General features: G+C 43.4%; 8 protein-coding genes and 1 riboswitch. Of the genes, 6 read left to right on the forward strand and 2 right to left on the reverse strand.

What is annotated here, in order from left to right:
* The first annotated feature begins 178 nt into the window (after positions 1 to 178).
* The 4 genes from ACED48_RS05505 (at position 179) to ACED48_RS05520 (ending at position 6,706) form a co-directional block, all read left to right on the forward strand.
* The gene (locus ACED48_RS05505) at positions 179 to 826 is read left to right on the forward strand and encodes a LuxR C-terminal-related transcriptional regulator (RefSeq protein WP_017055928.1); all 648 of its coding nucleotides are present in this window, start codon (positions 179 to 181) and stop codon (positions 824 to 826) included.
* Between the two features lie 163 nt (positions 827 to 989).
* Positions 990 to 1,862: a UTP--glucose-1-phosphate uridylyltransferase GalU gene (gene galU / locus ACED48_RS05510; protein WP_017055927.1), complete on the forward strand. Its 873-nt coding sequence runs from the start codon at positions 990 to 992 to the stop codon at positions 1,860 to 1,862.
* A gap of 149 nt (positions 1,863 to 2,011) precedes the next feature.
* Positions 2,012 to 4,843, forward strand: a complete 2,832-nt coding sequence (gene uvrA / locus ACED48_RS05515) for an excinuclease ABC subunit UvrA (RefSeq protein ID WP_017055926.1) — start codon at positions 2,012 to 2,014, stop codon at positions 4,841 to 4,843.
* A 96-nt stretch (positions 4,844 to 4,939) separates the two neighbouring features.
* Entirely contained in the window at positions 4,940 to 6,706 is a 1,767-nt protein-coding gene (locus ACED48_RS05520; RefSeq protein WP_017055925.1) for a PglL family O-oligosaccharyltransferase, read from the forward strand.
* A gap of 256 nt (positions 6,707 to 6,962) precedes the next feature.
* Here the strand turns inward: ACED48_RS05520 and ACED48_RS05525 are convergent, their stop codons facing one another.
* Positions 6,963 to 8,108: an alanine--glyoxylate aminotransferase family protein gene (locus ACED48_RS05525; protein ID WP_017055924.1), complete on the reverse strand. Its 1,146-nt coding sequence runs from the start codon at positions 8,106 to 8,108 to the stop codon at positions 6,963 to 6,965.
* A 176-nt stretch (positions 8,109 to 8,284) separates the two neighbouring features.
* A riboswitch (Lysine riboswitch) is annotated at positions 8,285 to 8,462 on the forward strand.
* A 108-nt stretch (positions 8,463 to 8,570) separates the two neighbouring features.
* Between ACED48_RS05525 and lysC the strand changes: the two genes are divergently transcribed.
* Positions 8,571 to 9,938 (forward strand): lysine-sensitive aspartokinase 3, encoded by a 1,368-nt coding sequence (gene lysC, locus ACED48_RS05530; RefSeq protein ID WP_017055923.1) that lies wholly within the window; start codon positions 8,571 to 8,573, stop codon positions 9,936 to 9,938.
* Between the two features lie 116 nt (positions 9,939 to 10,054).
* Here lysC and metH read toward each other — a convergent pair whose 3' ends face one another.
* The gene (gene metH, locus ACED48_RS05535; RefSeq protein WP_017055922.1) at positions 10,055 to 13,732 is read right to left on the reverse strand and encodes a methionine synthase; all 3,678 of its coding nucleotides are present in this window, start codon (positions 13,730 to 13,732) and stop codon (positions 10,055 to 10,057) included.
* A gap of 168 nt (positions 13,733 to 13,900) precedes the next feature.
* Here metH and ACED48_RS05540 point away from each other — a divergent pair, with 168 nt between their 5' ends.
* Positions 13,901 to 15,181, forward strand: a complete 1,281-nt coding sequence (locus tag ACED48_RS05540; protein ID WP_017055921.1) for a sodium:proton antiporter — start codon at positions 13,901 to 13,903, stop codon at positions 15,179 to 15,181.
* Positions 15,182 to 15,700: the final 519 nt, after the last annotated feature.

The following is a 15,700-nucleotide window of genomic DNA, read 5'->3' on the forward strand; positions in this document are numbered from 1 at the left end:
CAAAGAATAAAAACGTAACAAATCATGATATTCAGAGCGATGTTGCTTTTTTCTCCACTTACAAACCACTCATTTACTTTTAGAATTGATATTCAACGCAAGACACAACGATGTCGCTAGAGAAGCCTATGCGTGCATGACAACGTTAAATCTCATTCCATTAATACAAGGTATTTCAATGAGAAAATCTCGATATGCTCGCACTTTACACTTTCTGTGCATCGATCCCAGCGACACTCACCTACACATAAAAGCGATAGAAAAGCATTTGTCTATTCCTCTCTACAAAATGACAACGGACGATTTGATGCTGGTAGATAGGAAACAGAGCAACCGTATTCTACTCGTCGATTACAAAGCGGTTCCACAATTACTTGCCATATTCCCTAACTTGTACGTTATATGGAAAAATAATGAGATCCTTTTATTTAATGTTCCGCAGCCGCTTCCTACCTCGGAGCTCCTTAACTATGGCGTACTAAAAGGGTTATTTTATGATTCCGAGAAAAAAATCAAAATAGCAAAAGGTCTTCGAGAGGTCATTGATGGTGATAACTGGTTACCGAGAAAGGTAACGAACCAACTGCTGTTTTATTACCGCAACATGGTCAACACCAACACAACACCCACTAATGTCGATTTAACCATCCGAGAGATCCAAGTTATTCGCTGTCTTCAATCAGGTTCATCAAACACTCAGATAGCCGATGATTTATTTATTAGCGAGTTCACCGTCAAATCTCATCTCTATCAGATATTTCGCAAGTTAGCGGTTAAAAATAGAGTCCAAGCCATTGCTTGGGCAAATCAGAACTTACTTGCATAATGAGGCGGGCGATTAAGCTGATGATAGTTTTGAGGTAAATTCTAGTAAACCATACGTTTTGTTGCTGAATTGCATGCATAACTTATGCTAGAGTTGCCCTCATAAATACCAACTACTCAAGTTGAGTTAATAATAATTATTATTATAGATAAAGGGTCTTACCATGATCAAAAAATGCCTTTTCCCGGCAGCTGGCTACGGTACACGTTTTTTACCTGCAACTAAGTCAATGCCGAAAGAGATGATGCCTGTAGTAAACAAACCTCTGATTGAATACGGTGTTGAAGAAGCGATCGAAGCGGGTATGGATGGAATGTGTATTGTTACCGGCCGTGGTAAGCATTCATTGATGGATCACTTTGACAAGAACTACGAGCTTGAACACCAAATTAGTGGTACCAATAAAGAAGACCTGCTGATCAATATTCGTGAGACAATCGAAGCTGCAAACTTCACGTATATTCGCCAACGTGAAATGAGAGGCCTCGGTCACGCTATATTGACCGGTCGAGAACTCGTTGGTGATGAACCATTTGCAGTTGTGCTTGCCGATGACCTTTGTGTCAATGAGCAACAAGGCGTGTTGGCTCAAATGGTTGCTTTATACAAGCAATTCCGCTGCTCAATTGTTGCAGTACAAGAAGTTCCAGAAGAAGAGACACACAAATACGGTGTGATTTCTGGTGAAATGATTAAAGACGATCTATTCCGTGTCGATGACATGGTAGAAAAGCCAGAAAAAGGAACGGCGCCAAGTAACCTAGCGATCATTGGTCGCTATATTCTCACTCCAGATATCTTTGAGTTAATCGAACAGACAGAACCTGGTAAAGGCGGCGAGATTCAAATTACCGACGCATTGCTAAAACAAGCAAAAGCAGGTTGTGTATTGGCTTACAAATTTAAAGGTCAACGTTTTGACTGCGGCAGTGTTGAAGGTTACATAGAAGCAACCAACTACTGCTTTGAAAACCTATACAAGAAAGACCAAAAGCAAATCGAGTTAGGTAAACACTCAACGAAGAAAGAAGTATAACTACTGGTGTAATACATAGCGTTTCGAATTATAAAAGGGTGACTCATTGAGTCACCCTTTTTGTTTACTGTTTTTTTATCCAGTAAAACTTTGCACGAATCTCACTCTATGTAATACTTTAGCCACTGAAAATTACACGGTCTATTGAGATGGATAAAATAGAAATTAGGGGCGCTCGTACGCATAACCTAAAAGACGTCAACTTAACCATTCCTCGTGACAAACTCATTGTTATCACAGGACTATCAGGGTCGGGAAAATCGTCACTTGCGTTTGACACCCTTTATGCAGAAGGACAACGTCGTTATGTTGAATCCCTGTCAGCTTACGCTCGTCAGTTTCTTTCTCTTATGGAAAAGCCCGATGTCGATCACATCGAAGGGTTATCTCCAGCCATCTCAATAGAGCAAAAATCGACCTCTCACAATCCTCGTTCCACTGTCGGCACCATCACTGAAGTGTATGACTACCTCAGATTACTTTATGCACGAGTTGGTGAACCACGTTGTCCTGACCACAACACACCTCTAGCAGCGCAAACCATCAGTCAAATGGTCGATAAAGTGTTGGATCTCCCTGAAGGTTCAAAGATGATGCTAATGGCACCTATCGTCAAAGAGCGCAAAGGTGAGCATGTAAAAACATTGGAAAACCTAGCAGCTCAAGGTTTTATCCGTGCTCGAATTGATGGTGAAACTTGTGATTTATCCGATCCGCCCACCCTTGAGCTTCATAAAAAGCACACCATTGAAGTCGTGGTAGATAGATTCAAAGTTCGTCCAGACCTTCAGCAACGTTTAGCGGAATCATTTGAGACAACACTAGAGCTTTCTGGTGGCATTGCCGTGGTTGGTTGGATGGATGACCAAGAACAAGAAGAGATCGTGTTCTCTGCAAACTTTGCTTGCCCTAAGTGTGGCTACAGTATGCAAGAGCTTGAGCCGCGTCTATTTTCATTTAACAACCCTGCCGGTGCATGTGGCACTTGTGATGGCCTTGGCATTCAACAATATTTTGACCCAAGCCGAGTGATTTTAGATGAAAACCTAAGCATTGCAGAAGGCGCAATTAAAGGTTGGGATCAAAAGAATTATTACTATTTTCAGATGCTCACATCACTATCAGAACATTATGGTTTTGATCTTTATGCACCGTTTAATTCCCTTCCTAAAAAGACTCAAGAGATCATTCTTAAAGGCTCAGGCCGCACCGAAGTGGAATTCAAATACATCAATGATCGTGGTGATATTCGAGTCAAGCGTCATCCATTTGAAGGTATACTCAATACTTTAGAGCGTCGTTATCATGACACCGAGTCTAGCGCGGTGCGTGAAGACTTAGCGAAATACATTTCGACCAAGTCTTGCTCTAGTTGTAGTGGAACTCGCTTGAGGCTAGAAGCTAGAAATGTATTTATTGGTGACACTACATTGCCAGAGATCGTTGAGCTCAGTATTGCCGACGCATTGCAATTTTTCCAAACCTTGTCGCTCAGCGGTCAACGTGGACAGATCGCCGAAAAGGTGATGAAAGAAATCAATGACCGCCTGCACTTCTTAGTTAACGTTGGTTTGAATTATCTCAACCTATCGCGCAGTGCTGAAACGCTATCAGGTGGCGAAGCACAACGAATTCGCTTAGCAAGTCAAATAGGTGCGGGCTTAGTTGGCGTGATGTATGTACTCGATGAACCGTCTATCGGCCTCCACCAGCGCGACAACGAACGCCTCCTTCAAACCTTAGTACATCTGAGAGACTTAGGTAATACCGTACTTGTCGTTGAACACGATGAAGATGCTATCCGTTGTGCCGACCATGTTATCGATATCGGCCCAGGTGCCGGTGTTCATGGTGGTCACGTGGTCGCCGAAGGTACCATGCAAGATATCATAGACAACCCGAATTCTTTAACAGGCCAATATCTAAGCGGCGTTAAAGAAATTGCAGTGCCAGAAAAGAGAACACCTATCGACAAGAAAAAGGTCGTAGAGATCGTTGGCGCAACAGGAAACAATCTAAAGAATGTGACCGCTACGATTCCTGTTGGCTTGTTCAGTTGTATTACGGGTGTATCAGGTTCGGGTAAATCAACGCTTATCAACGATACCTTCTTTAAAATAGCTCACACCCTACTCAATGGTGCAACCACAGCGGTCGCTGCGCCACATAAGAAAATTAAAGGGTTAGAACACTTTGATAAGGTGATCGATATTGACCAAAGCCCTATCGGTCGTACGCCAAGATCAAACCCAGCGACCTACACTGGAATCTTCACTCCAATTCGGGAGTTGTTCGCAGGCACTCAGGAATCACGCTCTCGTGGTTATAAGCCGGGGCGATTCAGTTTTAACGTTCGAGGTGGTCGTTGTGAGGCTTGTCAGGGCGATGGCGTAATCAAGGTAGAGATGCACTTCTTACCCGATGTGTATGTGCCTTGTGATGTGTGTAAAGGTAAGCGCTATAACCGTGAAACTCTAGAGGTTCGCTACAAAGGCAAAACCATAGACGAAGTTCTAGAGATGACTGTTGAGGATGCTCGCGAGTTCTTCAATCCAGTGCCTGTGATTGCGCGTAAACTGCAAACGCTAATGGATGTGGGTCTTTCTTACATTCGCTTGGGTCAAGCAGCAACCACCTTATCAGGCGGTGAAGCACAGCGAGTTAAATTAGCGCGTGAGCTGTCTAAACGCGATACAGGAAAAACCTTATACATTCTCGATGAGCCAACAACAGGTCTTCATTTCCACGATATACAGCAGCTATTAACGGTACTGCATAGACTGCGAGATCACGGTAATACTGTTGTGGTGATTGAGCACAATCTTGACGTAATCAAAACCGCAGATTGGATCTTAGACTTAGGTCCTGAAGGTGGTCAAGGCGGTGGTGAAATCGTTGCAGAAGGTACACCTGAAGATGTGGCGTTAGTCGAAAGTTCGCATACTGCCCACTTCCTTAAGCCTATGTTAAATTTAAACTAGGTGTAAAATAGCCCCCAACGAACAGACATAAAAATGTTAAAGTAACAGAGCTTGTTTCATAAGGAACAAGCTCTGTTTTTATAAGGTTAGGGATCTATGGCAACAATACATACTAGCGGCACCCAGCTAGAAAATCAGATAAACCAGCTACCGCTTAACAGAGCATTTATTGCTTCTTTAGCTGTCGTATTCTTGTTGGCCATGCACTTTTTCATGCCTAACCCTGGTGGTTCAGGCCTTTCTTTATCCTTTAACCCAACAACTTGGTTAGCTCTTAGCTTCACGCTAGCCATTGGTTTTTACCAACTCGCTACAAACCGAGTACTCAAGTATTCCAAATTAACGATTGGCTTGTTGATAAGCTGTATCATACTCACGCTACCAATTTTATACAGCAATGCCGCTCCTCAAGGGGCATCAGGGCGTTTACTTGGATTATGGGCAGGCTTTGCCTTATTCGTAGTGCTTCAGCAATTCAAATTCAGCAATGAGCATAAGCAGCGCATGCTGTGGTTCATTGTGTTAGCCACCGTCCTACAAGCCTTATTTGGGTATGTGCAATATTTTTTATTAGAACCAGGCAACCTGTTTGGTTATAACACTGCGACCAATAGGCCTTACGGGATCTTCCAACAACCCAACGTTATGGCCAGCTTCCTAGCGACTGGTTTTGTACTTTCCGCTTATCTGTTAGCCAGGCAGCCGGCTAAATATAATCATAAAATTAGCAAGTCAATTCTACTGTATTTGACCCCAACCTTAACCGTGCCGTTATTGATTATCATCGCATCACGTACTGGTTGGTTAGCTGCTGTAATAGGGTTTATATGTATTCTGCCTTATCTCTACAAGTTCTCGACTAAGAAGCGGTTTTACGGTTGGTGTGGATCGGTTTTGGTCGGTATCGTTGTCGCTTTTTCAGTGATTAATCTCAGTGCCACTGATAGTTTAGCGAGTAAAAGAACTCACTTAGAAAGCCCACGAGCTTATACCTTCCCACAAGCACTGGACATGATGGTAGAAAAGCCCTTTACAGGTTATGGCTACGGAAAGTTCGAATCCGAATATACGCTGTATACTGCTCGCCAGCACCAACTAAACTCAAATTACCATCCAGGCCTTCCTTCGATGGACCACCCGCACAATGAAATTTTGTATTGGGGCGTTGAAGGTGGAATTGTTCCGATCCTTGGGCTCTTAATGGCCGCGGCATTGGTGGTGTTACGCATCATGAGTGCAGCGAAAGGAACGCGTCTAGCACTGCTCGCACTGTTCATTCCAATATTGTTACACTCACAGCTTGAATACCCTTTTTATCATTCAGCGATTCACTGGATCACTTTCATTATTTTGATTTACTGGATCGACCAACGATCTTCCCGACACTACTATCAACAGCCGTTTAGTCTCATCAGTAAAACTCTATTTAGAGTGTCGAGTTTAGTGATACCAATCTTGGTAAGCTTTTATATGTTGAGTGCGTTGCACACCAACTATGTACTGACTAAGTTCGAACTGTCTAAGCCTAAAAATCCTGATATCCTCAAACAAGTGACAAATCCTGTGGTTTGGAAGGATCGATATGACTGGGATATATACAGTACTTATCTAAACATTGGTCTCTACAAAGCCGAGCCGAGCCTTATTCAGCCTTATATCGATTGGTCGTTAGAAATCATCCAGAGTAAGCCAAGACCGGCTTTCTATAGCAACCTAATTCTGGCGTACCAAGGGATTGGGGAGGAAAGTAAAGCTGAGCAGATTCGTAGCGAAGCAAAGTTTTTATTCCCAAATAGAGATTTCTCAAAGGTACATTATAAGAAAACTTCAGAAGCTAAAAATAACATCTCTTCTGCTCAATAATTTCAAAGTACCTAAAACCAATTTCATGGATTGAGGTTTAGGCGACACAAAAAAAGCGCACGTTCTATCGTGCGCTTTTTTAATCCATATAGAGAAAGGTTATTTTAATACCAATCACAGTAAGTAGATGGTCATAAATAGCGTAGGAAAAAGGCTTGAGAACAAGGCAGAAATTTTCGATAAGTAGTTATTCTACAATCAAAATTTCTAACGATGTTATCGAGTATTTTAACAAGCGAGGATGACCAGTTATTTACTACGATTGGTATAAGACATCTTTGAGCGCTTTTAAGCATAAGGCGACGTTCTCTTTTCGAGCACCATAACCCATCAGACCAATACGCCAAGCCTTACCAGCCAATGAACCAAGCCCCGCACCAATCTCAAGATTATATTCTTCCAACAACTGTGTTCTTACCTTAGCTTCATCAATCCCTTCAGGGAAATAAAGTGTATTAAGTTGCGGCAAGCGGCTCTCTTCATCAACGACGAACTTGAGTCCTAATGCTTCGACACCCTCTTTCAACTCTTGATACATCGCATGGTGACGAGACCACGCATTATCTAAGCCTTCATTTTTCAATAGTACAAGAGACTCATGTAGCGCATAAAGACTGTTTACAGGTGCAGTATGATGATAGCTACGCTTCCCTTCGCCACTCCAATAGCCTAATACTAAGCTCTGGTCTAGGAACCAACTTTGTACGGGAGCTTGGCGGGCTTTCATTTTATCAACGGCACGCTGAGAGAAAGTCACCGGAGATAGCCCTGGCACACAAGACAGACACTTTTGGCTACCAGAATAAACCGCATCAAGCTGCCACTCATCAACCAGCAATGGCACACCACCTAGTGATGTCACCGCGTCCACAATTGTGAGTGCATCAAACTGTCGAGCAACCGCAGAAATCGCTTGAGCATCCGATAGCGCTCCGGTTGATGTCTCTGCATGCACAAATGCTACCGCCACCGCCTCTGGATTTTCCGCCAATGCTTGTTCTATCTTGTCGACAGAAACGGGCTTGCCCCACTCGTCATCAACAAGAATGGCTTCGCCACCACAACGCACCACGTTTTCTCGCATACGCTCACCGAAGACACCATTACGACAAACAATCACCTTTTCACCAGGCTCAATCAAGTTAACAAAACAGGTCTCCATACCTGCACTGCCCGGTGCAGAAACGGCAATCGTAAATTCGTTTTCAGTTTGGAATGCATACTTAAGAAGTTGTTTAAGCTCATCCATCATCGCAATAAACAACGGGTCTAGATGACCAATTGTCGGACGGCTCAAAGCCTGTAGCACTTGCGGCGAGATATCAGAAGGACCTGGTCCCATTAACGTTCGGTGTGGTGGATAAAAGCTATCGATAGCAGTAGTTAGTGTTAAATTAGACATGTACATCCCTTACGTTAATGTTGTGAACAATCCACCCTAAAGCAAATTGATTACCTCAGCAATTAGCCATAAGTATTGAGGTCAAACCACTGTCACATTATTGTTAAAATTATTTTTCAATTATCTCAAGTTACGGATTGACATTGTTACCACAAAAACGTTCAATGAAACGGCTATCTAGCAGAAGAGGAGCACTGCCCAGGCAGATGTTTTGTGGAACCGCATTTCCAATACAAAGCATTTATGGGGAGCAGTGCCGAGATAATAAAAGGATGCAGGACCTTTATTATCGGTTGAGCGGGCTGAATCCCGTCAACTGTCACCATTTCTATATGGTGAAGAGCTTCTGAGGTTACTATTCTAATAATTCCTCTCTTTTTGCTCTAAAACTCTCTTCGAAAAACATCGGACGTTGGATTACCCAACCGTAATTTTATTTTAGGAAGTCGTGGGAGATATATCGTGAGTGCATCTAATGTAGCTGGTTCTTTTAATGTCGCTAAGTTTGGTGGCACAAGTGTTGCCAACTTTGAAGCAATGAGCCGTTGTGCTGCCATTATTGAAAACAACTCAAATACAAAACTGGTCGTAAGCAGTGCATGCTCTGGCGTGACTAACTTGCTGGTAGAACTCGCAAATGGAGTTCAAGACAAAGCTCGTCGCCAACAATTGATGACGCAATTAGCTGATATCCATAATGCCATTCTTGACCAACTCGCCGACCCAATCAGTATTGAAAAAGATATACACTGCATTCTCGATGATGTTGCAAACGCAGCCGAAGCGGCATCTTTCCAAACGAGTGCCAAGTTAACCGATCACCTTGTTGCGTGTGGTGAATTGATGTCGACACATATCCTTACTCAGATTATCTGCGAACGTGGCACACCAGCGGTTCGCTTTGATATTCGAGAAGTCATGCGCACCAATAATGAATTTGGTAAAGCCGAACCACAACTAGAAGATATTGCAGACTTAGCAAAACAGAAACTGATTCCACTTTGCCAACAACAAGTTGTCGTTACTCAAGGTTTTATCGGTGCTGATAGCGAAGGCAATACCACGACTTTAGGTCGCGGTGGCAGTGATTATTCAGCTGCACTCATTGCAGAATCAGTACAAGCGATTGGTTTAGAGATCTGGACTGATGTTCCGGGTATCTACACTACAGACCCTCGTATTGCACCTAAAGCTTCGCCTATCCCGGAGATCAGCTTCAGTGAAGCATCGGAAATGGCAAACTTTGGTGCGAAGATATTACACCCTTCGACTCTGGTTCCTGCACTACGCCATCAAATTCCTGTCTTTGTAGGTTCTTCAAAAGCGCCAGAATTAGGTGGTACATGGATTCGTCAGCAGGTGGAAAGCTCTCCTCTATTCAGAGCCCTTGCCCTACGCTGCAACCAAACCATGGTGACGCTCCGTAGCGCTAACATGTTCCATGCTTACGGTTTCCTTGCGAAAGTGTTCGAGATCCTTGCTAAACATAAGATCTCTGTTGATCTGATCACCACATCAGAGATCAGTGTTTCACTGACTTTAGATCAAACTGACACATCAGGTGGTGCTCCTGAATTACCAGAAGCCGCACGTATTGAGCTTGAAGAGCTGTGTTCTGTCGATATTGAGCACGATCTTTGTCTCGTTGCTCTTATTGGTAATAACATGAGTGAAAGCAAAGGCTATGCAAAGCAGGTATTCGGTACTCTTGAAGATTTCAACCTACGTATGATTTGTTACGGAGCAAGCCCTCACAACCTGTGCTTCCTGCTGAATGAGTCAGTGTCTAAACTGGCAATTCAAAAACTTCATCAAGAGTTATTTGAATAGATCGTCCGTTTATCATCGACTGATAGATGACTAAATCACAAATACAAAAAGGGTTGCTATAATAAGCAACCCTTTCTCTTTTACTTTACGAATCAAAACTCGTCATAGATTAGAAGCTAGTTAATGTTTGGACCTAGCCATTTCTCAGCTTCCAACATATCCCAACCTTTCCGCTCAGCATAGCTCTCCACCTGATCCTGTTGAATCTGTGCAATAGCAAAGTATCGAGCATCTGGGTGTGAGAAGTACATCCCGGATACCGAAGCGCCGGGCCACATCGCGTAGCTCGTCGTTAAAGACATATCAATCGCTTTCTCAACATCCATTAACTCCCACAACGTACCTTTCTCGGTATGTTCAGGGCAAGCCGGGTAACCTGGAGCAGGACGAATACCTTGGTATTTCTCACGAATCAAATCATCGTTCGATAAATCTTCATCTGGCGAGTAGCCCCAAATGTCCTTTCGCACCTCTTTGTGTAGATACTCAGCGAACGCCTCAGCCAATCGGTCTGCAACGGCTTGAATCATGATTGCATTGTAATCATCGCCATTGGCTTTATATTCATCAGCCAATTCACGCTCACCAATACCGCCGGTCACTGCAAAACCGCCAATCCAGTCCGCTTTGCCGCTGTCTTTTGGCGCGATGTAATCAGACAAGCAGTAGTTAAAGCCTTTTGGTTTCTCTGTCTGTTGACGAAGATTATGCAGAACCTTTAACACCTCAGTACGAGATTCATCAGTGTACACTTCGATATCATCACCGACACTGTTGGCAGGGAACATCGCACACATACCACGCGCTTCAAGTAACTTCTCTTTTTCTACACGATCCAGTAAATCATTGGCATCTTTGAATAAACGTTTTGCTTCTTCGCCCACCTCTTCATGATCAAGGATTGCAGGGTATTTACCAACCAATGACCATGTCATAAAGAATGGAGTCCAGTCGATGTAGTTACGTAAAGTCGCCACATCAAAATCATTGAAGATGTGAACTCCCGGCTTCGCCGGTGCCGGTGGTGTATAAGTATCCCAATCAATGGCCACTTTATTAGCACGAGCTTTTTCAAGCGTGACAGGCTTAGTGCGAGGCTTCTTACGATTATGTTGATCACGAACGCGATCATAATCGATATCCAACTTCTCGACGAAAGCAGGTTTCAATTCATCAGAAAGTAGTGAGGTACACACACCCACAGCACGAGAGGCGTTGTTTACATAAACCACTGGCTCAGAATAATTCTGTTCAATCTTAACCGCAGTGTGCGCTTTAGAGGTGGTTGCGCCACCAATCAGAAGAGGCAGCTTGAAACCCTGTCTCTCCATCTCTTTAGCAACATGTACCATTTCATCAAGAGACGGTGTAATCAGTCCAGACAGGCCAATGATGTCGACATTCTCTTCTTTGGCTACCTTAAGAATCTTCTCGCAAGAAACCATGACACCCAGGTCGATAATCTCGTAGTTATTACATTGTAGAACCACACCAACGATGTTTTTACCAATATCATGTACATCACCTTTAACGGTCGCTAACAGAATCTTCCCGTTAGTTGCGCCCACTTCTTTAGATGCATTGATGAAAGGTTCTAAATGGGCAACCGCCTGTTTCATCACACGCGCAGACTTTACAACCTGTGGTAAGAACATCTTACCTTCACCAAATAGGTCACCAACAACGTTCATGCCGTCCATTAGAGGGCCTTCAATCACCTCGATAGGACGCGAAGCATTAACACGAGCCTCTTCAGTATCCTCGACAATAAAGTCTGTAATACCTTTAACCAGAGAATGCTCCAAGCGCTTCTTTACAGGCCATGTTCTCCACTCTAGCGCCGATTTATCTTCGACTTTACCCACCGCTCGCTCTAGGTACTCGGTTGCCATATCAAGCAAGCGCTCCGTCGAATCATCGCGACGGTTCAATACTACATCTTCAACGGCATCACGCAGATCTTCTGGAACGTTATCGTAAATCTCTAGCTGACCAGCGTTAACGATGCCCATATCCATACCGTTTTTAAAACAGTGATATAGAAATACAGCGTGGATAGCTTCACGAACGTAGTTGTTGCCACGGAATGAGAACGACACATTCGACACACCACCAGAGATCATCGCATGCGGGAGATCGCGTTTGATGTCTCCTACCGCTTCAATGAAATCAACCGCGTAGTTGTTATGCTCATCAATACCAGTCGCAACCGCGAAGATGTTCGGGTCAAAAATAATATCTTCTGGCGGGAAACCAACTTCATCAACAAGAATATTGTAGGCATTGGTACAGATCTCAACTTTACGCTCTCGAGTATCAGCCTGCCCGACTTCATCGAACGCCATCACAATGACAGCTGCACCATAACGACGAACTAATTTAGCTTGCTCGACAAACTTCTCTTTGCCTTCTTTCAAAGATATTGAGTTAACAATACCTTTGCCTTGAATACATTTCAGGCCAGCTTCAATAACTTCCCACTTAGAAGAGTCGACCATGACAGGTACTTTCGAGATTTCGGGTTCAGAGGCACATAGGTTCAGGAATTTAACCATGCACGCCTCGGCGTCTAGCATCCCTTCATCCATGTTGATATCGATAATTTGAGCGCCATTCTCAACTTGCTCTCGGGCTACACTCAACGCTTCATCGTAAAGCTCATCTTTGATCAAGCGTTTGAAGCGTGCAGAACCAGTAACATTAGTACGTTCACCCACGTTTACAAATAAAGACTCTTTCGTGATTGTCAGAGGTTCCAAACCGGATAAGCGACACGACACAGATAGGTTAGGCAACTGACGTGGTGTTACCCCCTCTACAGCCTCAGCCATCTGGCGAATATGTTCGGGCGTGGTACCACAACAGCCACCAATTAAGTTCAAGAAGCCACTTTCAGCCCACTCTTTAACATGCTCTGCCATCTCTTCGGGTGAAAGATCATACTCACCAAAGGCATTAGGTAATCCAGCGTTAGGGTGAGCAGAAACATGACATTCAGAGATACGAGACATCTCGCTGACATATTCTCGTAGCTCATCCGGGCCCAATGCACAGTTCAAACCAAATGAAATAGGCTTAACGTGACGAAGGGCGTTGTAGAATGCTTCCGTCGTTTGTCCTGAAAGCGTTCGGCCTGATGCATCAGTTATGGTTCCGGAAATCATCACAGGAAGCGTGATGCCTACTTCTTCAAAAACAGATTCAACAGCAAAAGAACAAGCTTTAGCGTTTAACGTATCGAAGATGGTTTCGATAAGAATAAGATCTGAGCCGCCTTTGATAAGAGCACGAGTGGACTCAGAATAAGCTTCAACAAGTTCATCAAAGCTAACATTACGGTAACCGGGGTCATTCACATCTGGGGAGATAGAACAAGTTCGGTTGGTTGGACCTAGTACACCCGCGACAAAACGAGGTTTTTCTGGGGTTTTTGCTGTCCATTTATCAGCGGCTTCACGAGCTAGCTTAGCAGCAGCAAAGTTAATCTCTTCACTAAGACCTTCCATATCGTAGTCAGCCATAGCGATGGTTGTAGCATTAAAGGTATTGGTCTCAAGGATATCCGCCCCTGCTTCCAGGTATTTTTCATGGATATCTTTGATAAGATTGGGCTGTGTAAGTACCAATAGGTCGTTGTTGCCTTTTAAATCACTATGCCATTCAGCGAAACGTTCACCACGATAGTCGTGTTCTTCCAATTTATAGTCCTGAATCATGGTACCCATGCCACCATCAATCAGTAAAATTCGTTGCTTCAACAAAGCTTCAATCTTTTGCCTTACATTACTTCCCACGGTACAACCTCATTCCTTTAATTATCTCTCCATCCTATCACACATTAAAAAGGAGTCTAGACGTCTAAAACAGGAAATTGATTACCGACTAATAACAAAAAGTGTTTGCTATTTGAGCATGAGACAACGAAAATTCACGTTTATACTTTGTTACATATTGGAATCCCAATGTCGGTTTACTACACCTTATGTTTCTTGTCTGCAGCAGCCATGCTGATTGCTTTCGTCAATAGTAAAATTGGTAAAATGCAGACAACTATCGCCATCACTGCTGGCTCGATGATGTTATCTCTATTAATTATCATTGCAGGACAAAACAATTGGTTCCAATTGGCTGACATCGCCTCAGAAACCGTTGACAGTATCAACTTTGAAGACTTCCTACTCAAAGGAATACTAGGATTTTTACTTTTTGCTGGCGGCCTGGGGATTAAATTACCGAATCTAAAAGACCAGAAGTGGGAAATAACAGTACTCGCTCTTGGTGCAACGCTGTTTTCAACATTCTTTATCGGCTTTGTTCTCTACGGGTTCTGTCAGTTCATTGGTATTCAATTTGACCTGATTTATTGCTTACTCTTTGGGTCTTTAATCTCTCCAACCGATCCAATCGCCGTCTTAGCTATCGTAAAAAAACTCGATGCTCCAAAACGGATCTCAACTCAAATTGAGGGAGAATCTCTATTTAATGATGGTTTTGGCTTAGTTATATTCGTTACTCTATTTACCATTGCATTCGGGACAGAGGCTCCAACAGTTGGTAGTGTAACTATGCTATTCGTCCAAGAAGCTATTGGGGGGATCGTCTATGGCTTTGCTTTAGGTTTACTGTTCCACTACCTAATCAGCAATACCGATGATCACTCAATGGAATTACTGCTAACGCTCGGCATACCAACTGCGGGCTATGCCTTCGCTGAGGTTCTACACGTATCTGGGCCATTAGCAATGGTAGTCTCTGGAATCATGATTGGAAACTGGACGAGGTTCATTGGCTTTTCAAAAGAGAGTGAGGATCATCTAGACCATTTCTGGGAGCTGATAGATGAATTCTTAAACGGCGTATTATTCTTATTAATTGGTATGTCGATGTTGCTATTTAAGTTCCATCAAGAGGATTGGATCTTAATGGCATTCGCTGTCCCCCTCGTATTAAGCGCTCGCTACCTAAGTGTTTTCTTATCCTATGTCGGATTTAAACGCTTTAGAACTTATAACCCATGGTCAATTAACATTCTAACTTGGGGTGGCCTTCGTGGTGGCTTGGCTCTAGCAATGGCACTTTCAATCCCTTCTGGTATTTGGGTAGTTGAAGAGAAGCTCATCGATGTAAAAGAGATCATACTCGTCATGACCTATGCCGTTGTTGTATTCTCTATTCTAGTTCAAGGCTCAACCATTACTCCAATGATAGAGAAGGCGAAACAAGCTGAGAAAGAACTAGATTAACATCTAAAAATATTAAATCAGGCTGCCTAATTTAGGTGGCCTTTTTTGTGCCTGCTAAAAACTAACCACTCCAAGTATCCACACTCAAAACAAATATATTAAAAAACTCAAGATGAAAGATATACAGGGATGATAAAAACAATCAAAGGCGCCTATGTGGGCTAAACGCAAGAACTCCCACACGCGCTGTTTTGGTAGGTCGGGGAACCCGCGGCTCTGCTAATGACATGTTTCAACCCCAAAAGTAAAAAGGCCCCAGTCTTTCGACTAGAGCCTTAAATATGGCAGGGGTGGAGAGATTCGAACTCCCAACACGCGCTGTTTTGGTAAGTCGGGGAATCCGCTGCTCTGCTAATGACATGTTTCAACACCAAAAAGTAAAAAGGCTCCAGTCTTGCGACTAGAGCCTTAAATATGGCAGGGGTGGAGAAATTCGAACTCCCAACACGCGCTGTTTTGGTAAATCGGGGAATCCGCTGCTCTGCTAATGACATGTTTCAACACCAAAAAGTAAAAAGG

Origin of the sequence: Vibrio sp. 5S239 (assembly GCF_041439575.1) — a bacterium.
GTDB lineage: Bacteria > Pseudomonadota > Gammaproteobacteria > Enterobacterales > Vibrionaceae > Vibrio > Vibrio kanaloae.